Raw genomic sequence first — 18387 nt, forward strand, 5'->3', positions numbered from 1 at the left:
ACCGATCGAAAGGACATGACGCCATGAAGCCGACAGCAGCTGCATACCAGGCGAGCCCGGGCGGCGCCCTGGACCTCGACCGGGACTTCTACCGGACGATCGGCGAATCAACCGACCGGCGGGAGGCCGTCGACTCGTTCGTGATTCCCCTCCGCTCGGGACGGGCCTGGGAGGTGCCGGCCGGACACCTGTGCCGCATCGTGACGATCGAAGGCGCTCAGGTCGGCGACCTGAACCTCTGGAACCGGCACGATCCCCGTGAGCGGATGTGGGCCGCCCGGACCCGGCAGCTGCAGGCCGCGCACGTGAGCACTTTCGACCGGCTGTGGTCCACGCTGCCGTTCATGCGCCCGCTGGCCACGATCACCGGCGACAGCCTTGCCGACTACGGGTTCGACGACGAGGGCGGCCGGGTCCACGACCTGCTGGGAACCCGGTGCGACCCGTACGTGAACCGGATGCTCAGCGGCGAGGACTTCGACTACCACTGCCACTCCAACCTCACCCGCGCGGTGCTGCCCTACGGGCTGACGGAATTCGACGTGCACGACGTGCTCAACGTCTTCCAATGCACCGGTCTCAACGACGAAGACCGGTACTTCATGAAGACCTGCCCGGCGAAGCAGGGCGACTACTTCGAGTTCTTCGCCGAAACCGATCTGCTGTGTGCACTGTCCACCTGCCCGGGCGGCGACCTCTCCGTTCCGATGTGGGGGCCGGACGCCCGCGATCCCATCGACGTCTGTCACCCACTGGGCATCGAGGTGTATCGGCCGGATGAGGAATTGTTGGCCGGCTGGCAACCCTCGGGGCGTGCAGAATACGCCAACGTGCACGGTCTGCGCGCGCCGCAGTGGGGCGAAGGGTAGCTCTGATAGTGCCATACCGGCTGGCTTCCGTGGCGCTTTCCAATATCAGCGTTACTACTGCATTGGTAGGTCGCGCACCGCCAACCGAGCGGGGCTCAATGAGACGATGGCGCCCGCCCGCAGGTCCTTTTCCACAAGAGGCAGGTTCGCTGCCAGTAAGTCGCCCTGTTTGTGGCACGGTAGTTCGGCGATGTGGCGCAACAAAACGACCGATGGCCGGTCGGTTCGCTGTAGAGCCAGCATCATCGGGAAGTCGCTGTCCGCTGTGACCACGACACAGCCCACATCAGCGGCATACTTGAAGATGGCGTCGTCTTTGGCGCGTAGCAGTCCGACATCAAGGACGTGGATCGCCTCATAGCCTGCGATTGTGAGGGGTTCGACGAGCTTGGGCGACAGGTTGGCGTCGAGCAGGAGCCTCATGCCGGTCGGGCGATCGGCACTTCACGCTCGTTGACGATCATCGCAGCGTATTCCAGCGCGGCCGTCACATCAGCACTTTCCAAATACGGGTAGTCCGTCAGCAGTTGCTCGAGAGTTGCGCCGCCGGCCAATTGACCCAAGACCATGCTCACCGTGACCCGCAGGTCACGGATGCAGGGCACTCCGCCCATGCGCGTGGGGTCAATTGTGATTCGTTCGAAGCCCATATTTGGATTCTATGGTCTTCTGGCCCCGGGTGACCAGATGAAGTCAGGTCGAGTTTTCGTTATCACCCTGGTTTCGGCCCCCGCGACAAGTGCTCAATGGGGATCACAACTCGGTCATGGCAGGTGCAAGGCTGTTGCTCATGCGCGGCACGCAGTCCACTTCGACAGTGATGTGCATTTGCCCAAGTTGGACCGCCGAAACGGCGACGTTGCGTCATTGTTCTGTAACTCACGTCACTGCCAGGCTGTTGGAGGCAAGCAACCTGTAGGAGGGGAGTGACGTGAGCGATATATTGGTCCTGGTCCACACAGGCGTCGCCATAGCGGTAATAATTCTGCTCATCATGGTGGCTCGCATTGGCCCGGTGATCTCGCTGCTGGCCGGATCGATCTACCTGGGACTGGCCGCAGGGCTGGGATTCCAGGGAACCACCGAAGCCCTCGCCACGGGGTTCGGCGACATCATGGCCTCCGTCGGCTTGATCATCGCGATGGGTGTCTTATTGGGGTCGCTGCTCGCCGAAATGGGAACACTGCAGAGTATCGTCGACAAGCTCCTCAGGCTGTTTGCTCCCCGGAAGCTGCCTCTGGCGTCCAGCGTCACCCTGACCACATTCTTTCCCGTCATCTACGGGGACGTGCTGCTGGTCCTGATGGCCCCGCTGGTCCGGTCGCTGGCGCCCCGGATGGGCAAGGGCGGGATGGCTAAAATGAGCACGGCGCTGGCCATTGGCATCAACGTCGGGCTGGTGTTTGTCGTCCCCGGCGCTGCGGCGATAGCGATCGCAGGCCTGCTGGACGTCCCGCTCGGCCTGATGCTCGTCGCCGGGATCCTGGTCGCGATCCCGACAGCGGTGCTGACCATCTTGATCTACGGCTGGCTGGTCAACCGCGGACTGTGGAATCCGGCGAAAGACGAGATGGCCGTGGAAGGAACCAAGGCAGCAGTCGGAGCCGGGCAGGATGAAGGCACGACGTCGGCTGCCGGTCATGGCGGCAGTGGAGCCGGGACGGACGCCGAACCGGCCGGAAATCACCACCCGCCGCTGCGGATCTCGCTGCTGCCGGTGCTTATCGCACTGGTGCTGGTTTCCGCCGGCGTGGTCGCCAAGATCGCAGGCGTGGAAGGCGGATTCATCTCGTTCATCGGAGATCCGGTCATTGCCATCTTCATTGCCTTGGTATCGGCGTACCTGCTCGCCTGGGGCTACCTGACAAAGGAACGGGCAGACTCCGCGATCAGCAACGGTTTCCGGGAAAGCGGCATCGTGCTGATTATCACCGGCGTCGGCGGTTCGCTGGCGGCGGTCATCGGAAAGACGGGGCTGGAGAATATCCTCGGTGACTACTTCTCGGCGGGCATCCTCGCCCCGCTGTTCCTGGCCTGGCTGATCGCGGTGATCCTGGAGATCGCTTTGGGCTCGGCCACGGTGGCGATCATTACCGCAGGCGGGATCCTGGCTCCGGTCCTCGGGTCGCTCGATGTCCCGACGGTGCTTGTCGCCCTTGCCGCATCGTCCGGTGCGTTGTTCGGGATCCACCTGAACAGCAACTTCTTCTGGATCTTCCAGCCGCTGCTCGGGCTGTCGACGCAAGGCACACTGAAGACCCTCACACTGCCGATATCCATTGCGTCGGTCATCTCGCTCGGGTTGATCATGGCAGCGAGCCTCGTGCTGTGAGCTGCTGAAAGACCCATGTCAGCGACGGGACCTGCGGATTAACCAGCCGCTGGTCACCGTTGAGGCCGGTTCGCTGCGCTGAGCAAAACCTCAAGGCAGTGTGCCCAGTCGAGGCGTTCCTGTTCAAGGCGCAGGTTGCCGCGGGCAGCGAGTTCGCCCACGACGGCGTTCTCCTCGGGCAATAAATGCGTCAATGCCGCGGTGGCTGGACGCGGTTCGATTACTGCCAGGTCCTGGTACGCCTCCAAGGTAGTGATATCCATCAGCACAGTGGACACGTCAGGTAGATGCGAGCGGAGCCGGTTGAGGATGGAGAAGCCGTGGCTTGTCCAGATCCCCCAGTAGACGACCTGCCCGGTGCCAGCCCACGGCAGGCGATGGCCGCTAAGCTGAACCATGTGTTTATCGGACCTCATTAGCCAAGTCGATAACGTATGGAACGCCTTCTGGTGTGGCGGCATCTCCAATCCGTTGGAAGTGAGCGGAATCAGCTATCGATGTAGTTGAGAAGGCAATTACCGCTGAGATCCCGATTCGTTCCCCGAGCCCGCCCACGATTCAGACGGGCCGACGCTGGCAGTCCAAGCAGCAAATGGAACACGATTCGGTTATGTACACGTCAACCCCTACCAATATGGATACCACCAGCGGATTATTATGTGTGTGGTGGCATGCGTGATTAGAGGGATTGCGGCTTTCGGAAGGGGAGTTCTGATGACCGAAGCTGAAGCCAGCGACGGGATACCGCCGTGGCAAGCGTTTATGATCCCTGTGCTTCAAGTTTTGTCGGACGGGCGAACTTGGGCGAGACGTGACTTGATCGATGCCGCACTGGATGTCGCCAAAATTACTCCTGAGCAGCGGAAAGTCCTGCTGGGCGCGGGCGACTCCAAGGCTGTCAATCGTGTGGGTTGGGCAATGTCCGATCTGTTCAAGGCAACAGCCGTCGAAAAGCCGGCCAGGGCGACCTACGTGATGACCGACGTCGGGCGTGGGCTGCTGAAGAACAAGCCAGGTGGCATAAGCCAGTCCGACCTCTTTGAGATCTCGGCATATGCCGACTACGAGCGGGCCAAGCGGACGAAGGCCTCGTCCTCGGCGAAACCCCCAAGGGCTGCTGATGCGGGCGAATTGTCACCGCTCGAGCAAATCGAGACCGGGGTTGACCGAATCGAGGCCGAAGTGGCCGAGTCTCTCCTGTCCAGGCTTCGAAATAGCAGTCCGGACTTCTTCGAAGAGGCCGTGGTCAAGGTGCTGTTGGCCATGGGGTACGGCGGTGCAGAGCAACGCGGACGACGGATAGGTGGCACCGGCGACGGAGGGGTCGACGGGGTCATCGACCAGGATGCACTCGGGCTGGACCGCATCTATGTGCAAGCCAAGCGCTATGCAGCCGGCAGCAACGTTGGCGTTGAGACGATCAATGCATTCGTCGGTGCCCTCCATGGATTCGGGGCGGCCAAAGGCGTATTCATCACTAGCAGCGCCTTCACTGCTTCCGCTGAAAGCTATGCGCAAAGCATCCCCACACGGGTGATCCTCATCGATGGAGTGCGGCTGGTGTCGCTGATGATTAAGTATCGGGTGGGCGTTCAAGCGCGGCAGAGTTATGACGTTGTCGAGATCGATGAGGATTTCTTCGAGTAAGGAGTTCGCACCGGCTGGCAAGACTCCACAGCAGTCAATGCGCGACATGCACGTTCGCGTCCGTGCTTCGAACCGACCCGCCGGCCTCAGGCGTGACCGTACGCCTCGCTGTCCGGGGCGACGAAGGCCCACATCACGTCGAACCGGTCGAAGACCTGGCCGTACCAATCACCCCACGGCGCCACCTCGAATGGCATGTTCACCGAGCCGCCGCCATCCAGTAGCAGTTGGATCAGTGTCCGGGCCTCGGCCGGATCGTCCACGGAGTACAGCAACGAATAGGCCGTTCCCCGCAGGGGCAGGCCGCCCTCCCCGGGCATCCCGTCGCCGCCGGCGATATCCCCTCCGGGCGTGTGAAGCACCGCGTGGGCGACCAGGTCCGGATCCGGTTCGAACGGCATCCCTTCCAGATCCGCATCGCCGTACTTCATCAGCTCCAACTGCCCGCCGAACACCTCCTGCCAATGGGCGAAGGCTTCATCGGCATTGCCGGGCAGGGAAATGTAGGTGGCAAGTGTGGTGCTCATCGTCGCGCTCCTTTGTATGCGGTGGTTTCCAGGCAATCCCGGACTACGGCACCGGTTCGTGCCGCAGGTAATTTCGGGCGAACCGGCCGGTGCCCGCGGTCAGGGCACGCAGTTCGACGGCGTACCGCAATAGTTCCTGGTCCGGCACCTCTGCTGTGACGTCAGTGCGTTCCCCGTCGGCCGACGTCGTGCCGGTGGGGTGACCGCGCCGGGTCGACAAATCGCTCATCACCGCGCCGACGTAGTCGTCCGGGACGCTGATGCTCACGGCCGAGACCGGTTCCAGCAGCTGGATTTTGGCCGCGGTGGCGGCCTGGCGCAGGGCCAGTGCACCGGCCGCCTGGAACGCCGCATCGGACGAGTCCACGCCGTGGGTCTTGCCGCCGACCAATGTGACCTTGATGTCGACTACGGGGAAACCGTCCGAGACTCCCTGCTGCATCTGGTCACGGACACCCTTCTCGACCGAGGCGACGAAGGTCTTGGGGATGGCGCCTCCGACGACCCGGTCGATGAATTCGAATCCGCCGCCGCGTGGCAGCGGCTCGACTTCGATGTCGCAGATTCCGTATTGTCCGTGTCCGCCGGACTGTTTGACGTGCTTGCCCTGGGCGGCGGCGTGCCCGGTGAACGTTTCCCGCAGCGGGGTGACGACGTCGACCGTGTGCAGGTTCACTCCCTGCTCGCGCAGCCGGTCGAGGACCACATCAGCGTGGGCCTCGCCCATGCACCACAGGACCAGTTGATGGGTTTCGGCATTGCGCTCCACCTGCAGCGTGGGATCGCCCGCCGTGACCTTGGCCAGTGACCGGATGAGGGCGTCTTCGTCGCCATGCGAGGCGGCCTCGACGGCGACCGGCAGCAGCGGCTCGGGCATGTCCCAGGTCTCGATCAGCAGCGGATTCTCCTTGGCCGACACGGTGTCGCCCGTCTCGGCACTGAGCACCTTCGCCAGCGCGCAGATGTCACCGGCGACGCAGTACGGCGTCGCGCGGAGGGCGGAGCCCATGGGTGCATAGAGATGGGTGACCCGTTCGTCGCTGTCATGGTCGGGGTGGCCGCGGTCGGCCAGGCCGTGTCCGCCCACGTGTATTGCCACATCCTCGCGGAGCGTCCCGGAAAAGACGCGCACCACGCTGATCCGGCCGAGGAACGGGTCGCTGGTGGTGCGCACCACCTCACCGGCGAGCGGTCCCTGGGGATCGCACGCCAACGCGCGGGTGCTGGCCCCGTCCAGGGTGGTCGCGCCCGGCGGCGTGCAGTCGGCCGGCGAAGGGAACGCCCGGCGCAGCATCTCCAGGAGTTCGGCCGTGCCGACGCCGGTCTCCGACGACGTGGCCAGCACCGGAAAGAACGATCCGCGGCGGACGGCGGTCTCCAGATCGGCGGCCAGGGTCTCGAAACCGATCTGCTCGCCACCGAGATACCGGTCCATCAGCGTCTCGTCCTCGCTCTCGGCGATGATGCCTTCGATGAGCGCATTCCGCGCCGGCTCCGCGTCGGCCACCTCGCTATCCTCGCTATCCGGCACGGTTCCGGACAACAGTCCCTGCAGCCCCGTCACCATCCCGCCGTCGCGCACGGGAAGGTAAAGCGGCAATACCGCCTCGCCGAATGACTGCCGGCACGCCGCCAGCACGCCGTCGTAGTCTGCCCGGGGATGATCCATCTGGCTGATCACCACGGCCCGGGGGAGCGACCCGCGCTCGCATTCGGCCCACAGGGCGGTGGTTGCGGCGTCAACGCCGTCGACGGCCGAGACCACGAACAGCGCCGCGTCCGCCGCCCGCAGCCCGGCCCGCAGCTCCCCAGTGAAGTCGGCGTAGCCGGGGGTGTCCAGCAGGTTCACCTTCACGTCGTCGGACATCACCGGAACCACCGCGAGCGAGACGGAACGTTGCTGGCGGACTTCCGATGCCTCCGCGTCGCTGACGGTAGTGCCGTCGAGGACCGACCCCACACGCGTGATCGCTCCTGTGGCAGCCAGCAACGCCTCGACCAGCATCGTCTTGCCCGCGCCGGAATGGCCAACGAGGGCGATATTACGGATGGAGGCGGGCCGCTGCGCCGGTTCCGGTGCCTCGAGGCGGGGGTGATCGGCTGCGCCGCGGGCCGGCTTCTTCGCTCCGTCCGTTGTGCCTTTCGTGGACATAGCTGCCTTCCCCGGTCATCGCGATGCTGCCGAAAAATCTCCTTGCCTACAGATTCGACACCATGACGGGTCCAGGGGCAAGAGGTGGGCACCTACGGGCTGCGGGTATCGGGGTGCGGCACCAGGGCTCCACCATGGTCGCCCGAGCCATGGCTACGCCGCGGCCTGCACCTGGTCCAGCACCGCTTCGGGCCCCATGGTCTCGATGTCGCCGGCCACGTCGCCGTCGATGATCACGGCGCCTGCCGTCGTCGAACGCGTGGCCTGGCGCACCGCCTGCCACCGGCCGTGCCTCTCTCGCGCGGCACGGTAGGTGGCCGGCAGTAGAAAAAGCGTGTTGTCCGCCGTCGTCATTTGCACGTCGACGGCGGGGACACGGTTGCGCAGCAAGCGGTAAGTTTGGGCGACCGGATCCATGGCGTCATGGCACGCGTGGGCTGTGGCGTGGTCGTCGGGGTCCTCTTCCAGGGCGACGCTGTCCGGCGCGGCGCTGCAGCAGCCGCCGCCGATGGTGGCGCTCCGCCACGGCCGGACCAGAATCACCTGCATGGCTGTCCTACTCCTCCGACCGGTCGGTGTCCACGTGCCGGCCGCGGGCGGCCGTTCCGCCGCCGGACCCGGCGCCGTCGTCGTTCCCGCCGGCAACAGGGGCAGGTTCGCCGCGGCGTGCCTTGCCCAACGCCAGCGCTGCCTCGACGATCAGCCACATCGCCAGGCCGAAGATGATCAGGTCGAGCGGGGCAAGCACCCACTGGCCGGCTTCGACGAAGTTGATCAGGTTCACGATCAGCGCCCAGGTGGTCATGATCAGCAGGAACACCAGCGGGACGACCACCGGCCAGATGGAGCGTCCGCCGCGGGTCACCCACACCGCGATGACGGCCAGGGCGAGACCGGCAGTGAGCTGGTTGGTGGTGCCGAACAGTTGCCACAGCACGCCGAAAGTGTAGCCGTCCTCGCCGCCGCCGGGCAGCAGTGCCATCCCCAGCGGGACGAGCACTGCCACCAAACTGGCCAGCGTCAGGTTGCGCGAGAGCGTCTTCCAACCGGCAAGTTCGGCGATTTCCTGCACCACGTAGCGCTGCAGCCGCACACCCGTGTCCATCGTGGTTGCGGCGAAAGCGATGACGACGACGGCGGCAAACACCGCTCCGAGCTGAAGCGGGATGCCGAGGTTGTTGGCGAAGGCGGCGATGCCGTTGACGAAGTTTCCGACGCCGCCGCCCGAGGCCGTGGCGAAGTCCGAGTAGAGTTCGTTCCAATCGGCGCGGGTGGCGGCAACACCGGCCGTGGCCGCCAATACAGCACCGGTTGCGAGGCTGCCTTCGCCGAGGGCCCCGCCATAGCCGACGTGTCGGGCATCCGTGTCCTTGTTCAACTGCTTCGCCGTCGTGCCCGAGGAGACCAGGGAGTGGAATCCGGAAATGGCGCCGCAGGCGATGGTGATGAACAGGAACGGGAAGATCGACGGTGAGCCTTCCGGCACGTCGTTGAAGGCGGGGGCCACGATTGTCTCCCAGCCGACGGTGATGCCGGTAACGATGATCGCCAGCGCCACGAACAACTGGTGCGAGTTGATGTAATCACGTGGTTGCAGCAGCATCCATACCGGAATTCTGGAAGCGATGAAGGTGTAGGCGAACATGATGATCACCCACAGGTTCCGCGGCTCCATACCGATTGCCTCGGCCCACGGGCTGATATCGACCGGGACCATTTGGCCGACCCAGATCAGGAAGTACAGGATGATGAGACCGATGAGGGAGGGGATCAGTGCCGCCGACTTGGTGCGGTAGATGTACTGGCCAATCGCGATCGCAACGGGAATCTGCAGGAAGATCGGGATCACCGCGCCGGGGTTGGCGATAAACAAGTTGCCGATGACGACGGCGAACACCGCGTTGACCAGCGTCAGCAGGAAGAAGATGATCAGCAGGAACAGCGTCCTCGCCCGCTTGTTGATGATGTCCTGGGCGATGGTGCCGATATTGCGTGCCTTGTGCCTCACGGAGACCACCAGCGACCCCATGTCGTGGACTCCGGCGGCGAAGATGGTGCCCAGCACGATCCAGGCCAGCGCCGGGACCCACCCCCAGAAAACTGCGATCGCAGGGCCGACAATGGGGGCGGCGCCGGCGACCGAGGTGAAGTGGTGGCCGAACAGCACGTGTTTGTTGGTCGGCACGAAGTCAATGCCGTCGGTGAACTGGTGGGCCGGAGTGACGAACTTGGGGTCCAGCGCGTAGACGTGCTTAGTCAGGTACCCGGCGTAGTAGCGGTATCCGAGCCAGAACAGGACGGCTACGATGGCGACAATGACTGGCGCCGGCATGATGGTCTCCCTTGCAACATGGCCAAATTTCGCTGTGGGCGAATTCCGCACCAGCCTAACATGCCAAGCATGCTGAGCAGTGGCATGGGTCACTGGGGTCGGCGGATTGCCTTCGACTGTTATCGGGTGTCGGCGTCGGGGGCGGGGCGTCGGGTGCCGGCGTCGGGCAGCGCGTCTTATACGGTGGTGATCACCCGGATTTTCTGGCGGCAGCTGGTGAGGAGTGATTGTGGACAGCGTGACCAGGACGGTGCATGGTTCCTCCTTGGCGGATGTGGCATGGATCGACGACGACGGCGGCATCCGGGCGTGCGGCGCCGTCGTCTTGCTCTGGGGTGAGACTCCGGCCATCGCCTTTAGCTACGCGTACGCCGACCTTGCCCGCAGTATCGCCGCCGCACCGCAGGCCGCTTTCGCTTTCACCGAGACGCGGTCCACGAGCAGCACCTTTGTGCCGGGCGCCATCACCGGGCGCCCGGCCTTGGTGGAGGACTACGACGGCTCGACCTTCACTGAGGAACTGCTGGAACAGGAGCTGCGCCGCCACCCGCCGGCGCGGGTCTTTGCCGACTCCGTGCTGCTGCGCCGGGAACACTGGTGGTACCTGCCGCGGCTGATTGTCACCCTCGACGTCGAGGCACTCCGTTCGTTGCCGCCACGGACCGGGCAGGGTCCGACGTCGTCGGACGCCAAACGCCCGCTGGCCGTTGAGTACCTGCTGGCTGTGTCAGTCGATGGCCGCCTCCAAACACATCTGGTCCGTGCGGCCGAATCCGGTTCCTCCCGCGCGCTGTTGCTGGAACCGGTGGCCGGAGGCGCCTTACCGCGCGGGCGGGCGGTGCTGGCCGGACAGGACGCGTCGTTCCCGGACCGGCAGCAATGGTCCACCTGGCAGTACCGCGGATTCTGCACCGGGAGCAGCCCGGACAGCACCGAGACCGGTGCCGTGCTGGAGGTGGCTGAAGCGCCGGAGCCCGGATCCAGCGGCTTGGAGCCGGTGCCGACGGTGTGGCAGCGGATGCGCCGCGAGCAAAAGTACGGGAAGGCCTGCCGCCAGGGTGTCGCCGAGGCCGAGCGTCGGCTGGCATAGCGGACCATGGTGTACATATAGCTCGACTCGCCAGCATAGGGCGCGCCGCCCGGCCGGTCCATTAGGCCAGCATCGCCATGCCGCGGATGACCGCCACCGCCCCGCCCATTCCGGCCAGCGTGATGGCGACTCTGCGTGCGGCGTCCATCGAGACCTTCTTCGCCAGCCAAGCGCCGATGCGAATACCGGCGATCACGGTGACCACGATGATCGGGAAAAGCCACCATGGCGGCAGCTGCTCGATGGTGGTGGCGCCCACCGCCAGCTTGGTACCCACCGAAAAGATGCCCATGGTCATGAACGTCGGCTGCATCGTCGCCGCAAAGGAACGTTGATTCCAGCGGGAGAACTTCGAGTACATCACCATGGCCGGGGCAGCGACGCCGGCGCTTGTATTGAGGAAGCCGCCGACCAGGCCGGTCGCCCCGGTCAGCGCGTGGGTCCGGACATGGGGAACGCGCGGCGTCCCGAAGGTCAGCGCCAGGGAAATGAGCACCACTGACCCGATGACAATATTCAGCCACGCGGCATCGACTTCGCGGACCATAAACGCAGCCGGAATCGCCCCGAGCAGCGCCATGGGCATGAAGATGAGATACCGCTTCCAATTCACGTCACGAATGACGGCCAGCATGATGAGGAAACCCGAGACCACCGTCGTCGAATTCGTGACGAACACCCCGAGCGCCGGACCGATGAGCAGGGCCAGCACCGGAGCCACCACCAGCCCGACTCCCGTTCCGGACAGCCGCTGCAGCGTCGAGCCCACCAGGATGGCAATGACCGCGGCAATCACGATTCCGGTCGTCATGGGCCCTCCCGATCGGTGAGCGGTTCGTCGAGTAGTGCCATCGGCTACGAGTCTAAGCCGAGGTAGGGGGTTAGCCGCGAGTCAGCGGGTTGCAACCCGCTACCTGGGCGGAAACCCCCTACCTCGGCGACCTGGATTTCAGGCGAAGGCGTTCCGGCGGCCCCATGCACCTCGGGTCAGGCGAAGGGCGACCGCCTTTGAGATGGAATTGCCCGCCACTGGGTCGGTGGCCACGTCGCGTCAGACAAACGTGTTCCGCTGCGCGCCGAGGCCGGCGATCTCCGTCTCGACCACGTCCCCGGCCTTCAGCCAGGGATGCCGTCCCTGCTCGTTCCGGCGACCCAGCGCCACACCCGCCGGCGTTCCGGTGAGAATCAGATCTCCCGGGCGCAGCGTCACCATGGTGGACAGGTACGAGACCAGCGCGGCGGAGCCGAAGGCGAGGTCGCCGGTTGAATCCTGCTGTACCACCTCGCCGTTGACCTTCGTGGTGATGGTGGCGCCGTCGTCGTACTCATCCGGCGTGACCAGATACGGGCCGACCGGCGCGGAAGCCTCCCAGCACTTGCCCTGCGTCCACTCCGACGTCCGGCTCTGCCAGCCGCGCATCGAGATGTCGTTCGACACCGCATAGCCGGCGACGGCTGCCGCGGCGTCGGCCTCGGATATCCGGCGCCCGCCCTGCCCGATCACGATGGCGAGTTCGCCCTCCCAATCGATCCGGTGCTCCTCGGCGGGAATCTCGATGTCGTCGTGGGCGCCGGTCAGTGAATCGGCGAACTTGGTGAAAATCGTCGGGTACTCGGGCAGTTCGTTGCCGGTCTCCAGGATGTGGTTGCGGTAATTCAGCCCGATGCAGAACACCTTGGACGGCTCGGGAATCAACGTGGCGAAGGAAACGTCGCTGACGCGTCTGGCGGGCGCGGCTGCAGCGACCGCTTCGTCGCGCGCCGCCTTGGGGGAGGCCAGGTAGGCGCCGACGTCGGCATATCCACTCAGCTCAGCGGTCTCATTGCCGGAGACGACGGCGGCGTAGGTCTCTGCGGGATTGTCCGGGCGGCGTATCGTGGCGAGTTTCATGAGGCCATCGAATCACAAGACCGCCAAACCATGGGACAATGGGCGACGATGTCTGTCGCTAAAACCCCGGCTCCCGATACGAACCGCCCCCAAGTCCGTCCCGCCACCGAGGGATGGGAGCAGGCCGTCGCGCCCGATGGCCGTCCCGAACTGCAGTTCAAGTCCCCGCGGGTGAAGCAGCCGTCCGCACATCTGGCGGACCTGACCATGGCCGAACGCCAGGCCAAGGTGGCCGAGCTGGGCCACCCCGCGTTCCGCGCCAAGCAGCTGTCGACGCACTACTTCAACCACTACACCACCGACCCGGCCGACATGACCGACCTGCCCAAGGAAGGCCGGGAGGAACTGGCAGCGGAAATGTTCCCGCCGCTACTGACCGAGGTCAAGAAGCTCACCACCGACAACGGCGACACCATCAAGTTCCTCTGGCGGCTGTTCGACGGCGCCCTCGTCGAGTCGGTGCTGATGCGTTACCCGGGCCGGATCACCCTGTGCGTGTCATCGCAGTGCGGCTGCGGGATGAACTGCCCGTTCTGTGCCACCGGCCAAGCGGGACTGACCCGGAACATGTCCTCGGCCGAAATCGTGGACCAGATCGTCGCGGCCAACCGCGCCATCGCCGACGGGGATCTCGGCGCACTGCGCTCCGACGGCGGGCACGACGCCGAGCGGGTCACCAATATCGTCTTCATGGGAATGGGCGAGCCACTGGCCAACTACAAGCGCGTGATGAATGCCGTGCGGCGGATGGTTGATCCGGCACCCGAAGGACTCGGCATGTCCGCCCGGAACATCACCATCTCCACCGTCGGACTGGTCCCGGCGATCAACAAGCTGGCCAACGAGGACCTCCCCATCACGTTCGCGCTGTCGCTGCACGCCCCGGACGATGAACTGCGCGACGAGCTGATTCCGGTGAACAGCCGCTGGAAGGCCGACGAGGCGATCGATGCCGCCTACAACTACTACCGGACCACCGGCCGCCGGGTCTCCATCGAGTACGCCCTGATCAAGGACATGAACGACCATGCCTGGCGAGCCGACCTGCTGGCCAAGAAGCTCAACCAGCGCGGTCGCGGCTGGGTGCACGTGAATCCCATCCCCCTTAACCCCACCCCCGGTTCCATCTGGACCGCGTCGGAGAAGGACGTGGCGCAGGAGTTCATCGACCGGCTGATTGCCGCCGGCATCCCGACAACGATGCGCGACACCCGCGGTGAGGAGATCGACGGCGCGTGCGGGCAGCTCGCCGCCGCTGAATAGGTGGCCGGCGCTCTACGGGCGCGTCTGGGTAATCGGTCCAACGGGCTGATCGCCGCGCTCGCCGTCTTGATGGGGTCGCTGGGTATCCAGATCTCGTCAATGGTGTCGTTTTCGTTGTTCGACTCCTACACCACCATGGGTGTCTCCGGGCTGCGGATGGTGATTGCCGCCGTCGTGCTGCTGACCATTGCCCGGCCCAATATCCGCGCGCTGGGCAAGGCGGACTGGCGCGGCGTGCTGGTGTTCGGGGTGGCGATGGCGGCGATGAACGTCTTCTTCTACCTCGCGCTGAGCCGGCTGCCGCTCGGCGTGGCCGTGACGCTGGAATTCCTTGGCGCCTTCACCGTGGCCATGCTGGCCGCCCGCCGACTCCGCGATGGCATGTTTGCCCTGCTCGCGCTGGTGGGGGTGGCGCTGATCGCTGGTCCCGCGGCGGACTTCGACCCGCTGGGCTACGTGTTCGGATTGGGCGCGGCCGCCGCATTCGCCGTCTATACCGTAATGTCGGCCCGCATCGGCAAAGCGTCGGAAGCCAGCTCCGGACTCAAGGGACTGTCGCTGTCGGTGACCGTTGCCGCCGTCGTACTATTGCCGTTTTCCGTCCCGCAGATCCCGCGGGTGGATGCGCCCGACTGGGGCCTGCTGGCGCTGAGCGGACTGCTTGGTGTCGCGTTCACGTTCTCGATGGATGTGCTGGCCGCGCAGCTGACCTCGGCGGCCACCGTCGGGGTGCTGTTCAGTATCGATCCCGTGACCGGTGCGTTGGTTGGCGCGCTGTTGATGGGGCAGAGCCTGTCGCCCGCGGCCTATGTCGGGATCGTGCTGGTGGCTGCCTCCGGCGCGTTCGTGATCTGGCGGACCAATCGTGCTGCGGCGAAGCTGGCTGCCGCCGGTGCCAGGGAGCGCGACGACGGCGGCGGGTAGCGGCGCTGGTGCCTTACCGGCGGTTCAGCGGAAGTTGCGTGTTCCTGCAGGGCAACGTGTGGCTCTGCGGGCCCCATACCTTGCCGGTATGGGGCGTATCGTAAACCGGTCTTGGACAGTTCTGAAAATACCGGCCACACTCGAAGCGAAGCTTGTATCGCCGTTGCCAACTTCTCCGTTCCGGTAACAGGCCGTTTTCCCGAATGCTCTGCCGCCGCTGGTGTCGGCGGGGTTGTGCCTTGAAAGGAGGCGGATGTCTGTATTCGCTGAGCAGTCAGTCGACGTTGAGCATTACCTGTCGCAACGCGCCATCGCCGCGCAGCCGTCGGAAGTGCGCAAGATCCTGAGGGCCTCGCCCCGGCCCGACACCATCTCGTTCGCCAATGGGGCACCGTATCTGGGTGCGCTGCCGTTCGATCGGCTGGCGGACGACGCTCACCGCATCCTGGAGCATCACGGTTCGAAGGCGTTCCAATATGGCCCCAGCGAGGGGATCCCTGAACTGCGCCGCCACATCTGTGAGTTGATGGCCCTGGAAGGCATCACCGCTGACCCTGCCGCCGTCGTCGTCACCACCGGCAGCCAGCAGGCCATCGACGTCGCCGCCCGGGTGCTGGTCAACCCAGGTGATGTCATCTTTGCCGAGGGGCCATCGTACGCCGGGGGCATGGCCGCGTTCGCCGGGTACGAGGCTGAGATTGTGCATGTGCCGGTCGACGCCGACGGTATGGTGGTTGCCGAACTGGAGCGGCTGCTCGCCCAGGTCCGTGCCGTGGGCAAGACGCCGAAGGGTGTCTACACCATCCCCAACTTCCAAAATCCCGGCGGAGTGAATCTGTCGGCTGAACGGCGCACCCGGATCGGTGAACTGTGCCGGGCGGAGGGCATGCTGGTGTTCGAGGACAATCCGTATGGGCTGCTCGGGTTCGACGGCACCACTACGCGTGCCATCCAGCCGGACTTTGCCGACATCACCATCTATTTCGGGTCGTTCTCCAAGATGATCGCGCCCGGCCCGCGGGTGGGATGGATGCTGCCGCCGTCGTGGCTGCACGAGCACATGGTCAACACCAGCGAAACGGGGGCGCTCAACCCGGCGGTGTTCAACCAGCAGCTGATCAGCGCGTACCTGGACGACCCGTCATGGAAGACCAAGCTGGACGAGTACCGGGGGATCTACTGCCGGAAGTTCGAGGCCTTGGTTCAGACGCTGGAAGAGGTGATGCCGGAGGGCACCACCTGGAACCAGCCGACTGGCGGCTTCTACCTGTGGGTGACGGTTCCGGACGGGATCGATACCGAAAAGCTGGCCTACGAGGGGATCGACCGCGGGGTGGTGTTTGTGCCGGGCACGGCGTTCTACACCAATGGCGCCGGGCACAACGAGATGCGGCTGTCTTTCTGCCTGCCCACCGAGGATGACATCCAGCGCGGGGCGCGCATCATTGGAGAGCTCTTCCGGGAAGCGGCGTAACTTCCACACGAGTGCCCTCTGCGGACGGGCGAATGGACGTTATGTGCCGTTTTGCCGGTGAGGACCCCGGCGAGAGGACAAAAAGTGCCTCTTCGTCAGGCGGTATAAGGGCACTTCGTGACAATCGGGTGTGGAAGCCGGCGGCGGTGTCGTTTTCGGACTGTTGTCGTCGGGGCCGCCCGCCGTTACCGCGTGGTCATCGGTTCCTGTCGTCGCCGTCATGGTCCGCGTCACCATCCCCGGTGGCGGTGGCCGCCGTCGTCGCTGGCTCCTTGCCGCCGTCGTCGTGGTCCATGTTGACTTTTGTTACTCCCGCAGGTTGAGTTCTCCGCCGTCGAGCCCGCAGAATCGAAACAGAATCAAGAGTCCCGACCGAAAGCCCTGGCTGGTCGGGCGGCAACCCTCGTCGCTGTAGCGGGGTGCCCCAGGTGACGATTCGACGCTGGCCCGGTGACGAAACGGGGGCGTAAGTATGGCGCCGTGCATGGCATGCGCCACGACACGAAGGGGACTCATGACTGAGACCGCAGTAAAGGACGTGACCACCGAACGCGCCGACCGCCTGAACGAGGCCGGCGCGTTCTGGGACCGCAAGATTACCGAGGACACCGCCAACGCGAAGCTGACGTACACGGCCAACGGCGAAGGCGTCGGCTCGGTTGCCACCCGCGTGACGGCTGGCAAGCACGAATTCCACATCGACGAGCCGGCGGGACTTGCCGGCGATGATGAAGCCACCAGCCCGGTTGAGGCCGCGCTCGGCGCGCTGATCTCCTGCCAGGTGGTGGTATACCGGTTGTACGCGCACCAGCTGGGGATCACGGTCGACGATATCGACATCGCAGCCGAGGGTGACCTGGACGTGCGGGGAATCTTCGGCAAGGACGACGCCGTGCGCCCCGGCTTCGGCGAGGTCCGCCTGAAGGTGAACATTAGCGGGCCGGAGTCGGCGGAGCGGTACGAAGAACTGCGCCAGGCCGTTGACGCGCACTGCCCGGTGCTGGATTTGCTCAGCAACCCGACGCCGGTGACCAGCGAGGTCGTCAAGGTATAAGTTTGCCGACGGCTCGTTTGGTGTGTGCCTTTCGGGCCCACCGGGCGTGAGGTAACCGTTCCCGCCGAGGTAGAGGGGTGCAATCCTCCACCTCGGTGGGAACTATTTTTTTCAGCGGGAGGCACCTGGCTCGTGGGGGCCGCCCGCCGGGCGGTGGCTGCCTGTGGCGGGCGTCTGGCTCGTGCAGTGCCCGCTTGCAGGCGGTGGCTGTCTCGTGGGAACCAGCCCCGTGCCGGTGCCCTCACCGGCCTCGACCAGAGTGCGTGGGTGGCGCATACTGGAAGCAGGGAGGTTGGTGCCCATGGTGGACAAGGGTTGGTTGGCCGAAGACCTCGAGGACGCGGAGTACTCTGAAGCCGCGGAGAGCCGCGACAGCGCGAAGAACCCCGAAGATCCGGCGAATGGCGTTGACGCGGCGAACGGGGAACCGGATAGTGCCGGGGGGCGGTATAGCGAGTTGCCGGAGCCGGTCCGGGCCGAGGACATGATCGCGACCAAGGACACACGGCCGGTGCCGGACCCGAAAATGGGACGGGATACCGAGACAGACTTCCTGCTGCGCAACGCCGGCGGCTTCGGCTAGGGCGTGTCTCCCAATAAGTTGGTCCACATGGTGATGGCTCTGAGTACGGTGCCGCCGCGGTAGGTCAGGGCGAGTTTGTCGTAGCGAGTGGCTAATCCGCGCCATTGTTTGTAGACGTTGAAGGCTCGTTCGACGACGTTGCGGCGCTTGTAGTCCTCGGCATCGAAGGCGGGAGGTCGACCTCCTTTGCGGCCTTTACGGCGGCGGTGGCCGGCCTGATCGGCCGGTTCGGCTATGACGGCTTTGATG

19 protein-coding genes and 1 riboswitch are annotated in these 18387 nt (G+C 65.1%); of the genes, 9 read left to right on the forward strand and 10 right to left on the reverse strand.

Annotated features, from left to right (window positions below; translation table 11 throughout):
• Window positions 1-23 precede the first annotated feature (23 nt).
• Entirely contained in the window at window positions 24-869 is an 846-nt protein-coding gene (locus tag H535_RS0117705; RefSeq protein WP_026820602.1) for an urea carboxylase-associated family protein, read from the forward strand.
• A gap of 54 nt (window positions 870-923) precedes the next feature.
• On the opposite strand, the gene H535_RS0117710 is transcribed toward H535_RS0117705, so the two are convergent.
• Window positions 924-1292 (reverse strand): DUF5615 family PIN-like protein, encoded by a 369-nt coding sequence (locus H535_RS0117710; RefSeq protein WP_026820603.1) that lies wholly within the window; start codon window positions 1290-1292, stop codon window positions 924-926.
• Window positions 1289-1519 (reverse strand): DUF433 domain-containing protein, encoded by a 231-nt coding sequence (locus H535_RS0117715; protein WP_026820604.1) that lies wholly within the window; start codon window positions 1517-1519, stop codon window positions 1289-1291. The genes H535_RS0117710 and H535_RS0117715 overlap by 4 nt, the downstream gene beginning before the upstream one ends.
• A gap of 281 nt (window positions 1520-1800) precedes the next feature.
• Here H535_RS0117715 and H535_RS0117720 point away from each other — a divergent pair, with 281 nt between their 5' ends.
• Complete coding sequence (locus H535_RS0117720; RefSeq protein WP_026820605.1) at window positions 1801-3201, forward strand: GntP family permease; 1401 nt, start codon at window positions 1801-1803, stop codon at window positions 3199-3201.
• 53 nt (window positions 3202-3254) lie between these two features.
• Here the strand turns inward: H535_RS0117720 and H535_RS0117725 are convergent, their stop codons facing one another.
• Window positions 3255-3599 carry a Wadjet anti-phage system protein JetD domain-containing protein gene (locus H535_RS0117725; RefSeq protein WP_162144908.1) on the reverse strand — a complete coding sequence of 115 codons (345 nt, stop codon included), beginning with the start codon at window positions 3597-3599 and terminating at the stop codon, window positions 3255-3257.
• A 316-nt stretch (window positions 3600-3915) separates the two neighbouring features.
• Here H535_RS0117725 and H535_RS0117730 point away from each other — a divergent pair, with 316 nt between their 5' ends.
• Window positions 3916-4848 (forward strand): restriction endonuclease, encoded by a 933-nt coding sequence (locus tag H535_RS0117730; protein WP_026820607.1) that lies wholly within the window; start codon window positions 3916-3918, stop codon window positions 4846-4848.
• Window positions 4849-4934: 86 nt separating this feature from the next.
• On the opposite strand, the gene H535_RS0117735 is transcribed toward H535_RS0117730, so the two are convergent.
• From H535_RS0117735 to H535_RS0117750, 4 genes are all read right to left on the reverse strand, one after another.
• Window positions 4935-5375 (reverse strand): VOC family protein, encoded by a 441-nt coding sequence (locus tag H535_RS0117735; protein WP_026820608.1) that lies wholly within the window; start codon window positions 5373-5375, stop codon window positions 4935-4937.
• A 43-nt stretch (window positions 5376-5418) separates the two neighbouring features.
• Entirely contained in the window at window positions 5419-7527 is a 2109-nt protein-coding gene (locus H535_RS0117740; protein ID WP_026820609.1) for an elongation factor G-like protein EF-G2, read from the reverse strand.
• A 153-nt stretch (window positions 7528-7680) separates the two neighbouring features.
• A complete protein-coding gene (locus tag H535_RS26390) occupies window positions 7681-8076 on the reverse strand; it encodes a hypothetical protein (RefSeq protein WP_035770085.1) in 396 nt (131 codons plus the stop codon).
• 7 nt (window positions 8077-8083) lie between these two features.
• Entirely contained in the window at window positions 8084-9859 is a 1776-nt protein-coding gene (locus tag H535_RS0117750; protein WP_026820610.1) for a carbon starvation CstA family protein, read from the reverse strand.
• A 229-nt stretch (window positions 9860-10088) separates the two neighbouring features.
• On the opposite strand from H535_RS0117750, the gene H535_RS0117755 reads away from it, so the two are divergent.
• The gene (locus tag H535_RS0117755; RefSeq protein WP_155838763.1) at window positions 10089-10949 is read left to right on the forward strand and encodes a pyridoxamine 5'-phosphate oxidase family protein; all 861 of its coding nucleotides are present in this window, start codon (window positions 10089-10091) and stop codon (window positions 10947-10949) included.
• A 61-nt stretch (window positions 10950-11010) separates the two neighbouring features.
• On the opposite strand, the gene H535_RS0117760 is transcribed toward H535_RS0117755, so the two are convergent.
• On the reverse strand, window positions 11011-11760 hold the full coding sequence (locus H535_RS0117760) for a sulfite exporter TauE/SafE family protein (protein WP_026820612.1): 750 nt from the start codon (window positions 11758-11760) through the stop codon (window positions 11011-11013).
• A gap of 240 nt (window positions 11761-12000) precedes the next feature.
• Window positions 12001-12840: a fumarylacetoacetate hydrolase family protein gene (locus tag H535_RS0117765; protein ID WP_026820613.1), complete on the reverse strand. Its 840-nt coding sequence runs from the start codon at window positions 12838-12840 to the stop codon at window positions 12001-12003.
• Window positions 12841-12888: 48 nt separating this feature from the next.
• Between H535_RS0117765 and rlmN the strand changes: the two genes are divergently transcribed.
• From rlmN to H535_RS26405, 5 genes are all read left to right on the forward strand, one after another.
• Window positions 12889-14103 (forward strand): dual-specificity RNA methyltransferase RlmN, encoded by a 1215-nt coding sequence (gene rlmN / locus H535_RS26395; RefSeq protein WP_035770103.1) that lies wholly within the window; start codon window positions 12889-12891, stop codon window positions 14101-14103.
• On the forward strand, window positions 14104-15027 hold the full coding sequence (locus H535_RS26400; protein WP_051299490.1) for an EamA family transporter: 924 nt from the start codon (window positions 14104-14106) through the stop codon (window positions 15025-15027). It abuts the gene before it with no gap.
• 253 nt (window positions 15028-15280) lie between these two features.
• Window positions 15281-16501 (forward strand): aminotransferase-like domain-containing protein, encoded by a 1221-nt coding sequence (locus H535_RS0117780; RefSeq protein WP_026820614.1) that lies wholly within the window; start codon window positions 15281-15283, stop codon window positions 16499-16501.
• Window positions 16502-16858: 357 nt separating this feature from the next.
• Window positions 16859-16980: riboswitch (SAM riboswitch) on the forward strand.
• 35 nt (window positions 16981-17015) lie between these two features.
• A complete protein-coding gene (locus tag H535_RS0117790; RefSeq protein ID WP_051299491.1) occupies window positions 17016-17555 on the forward strand; it encodes an OsmC family protein in 540 nt (179 codons plus the stop codon).
• Window positions 17556-17856: 301 nt separating this feature from the next.
• Window positions 17857-18138 carry a hypothetical protein gene (locus H535_RS26405; RefSeq protein ID WP_035770086.1) on the forward strand — a complete coding sequence of 94 codons (282 nt, stop codon included), beginning with the start codon at window positions 17857-17859 and terminating at the stop codon, window positions 18136-18138.
• Here the strand turns inward: H535_RS26405 and H535_RS0117800 are convergent.
• On the reverse strand, window positions 18135-18387 hold a 253-nt coding region (locus H535_RS0117800), incomplete at its 5' end, for a transposase (RefSeq protein WP_026820616.1). The genes H535_RS26405 and H535_RS0117800 overlap by 4 nt on opposite strands.

Origin of the sequence: Arthrobacter castelli DSM 16402, assembly GCF_000430705.1 — a bacterium.
GTDB classification, from domain to species: Bacteria; Actinomycetota; Actinomycetes; order Actinomycetales; family Micrococcaceae; genus Arthrobacter_C; species Arthrobacter_C castelli.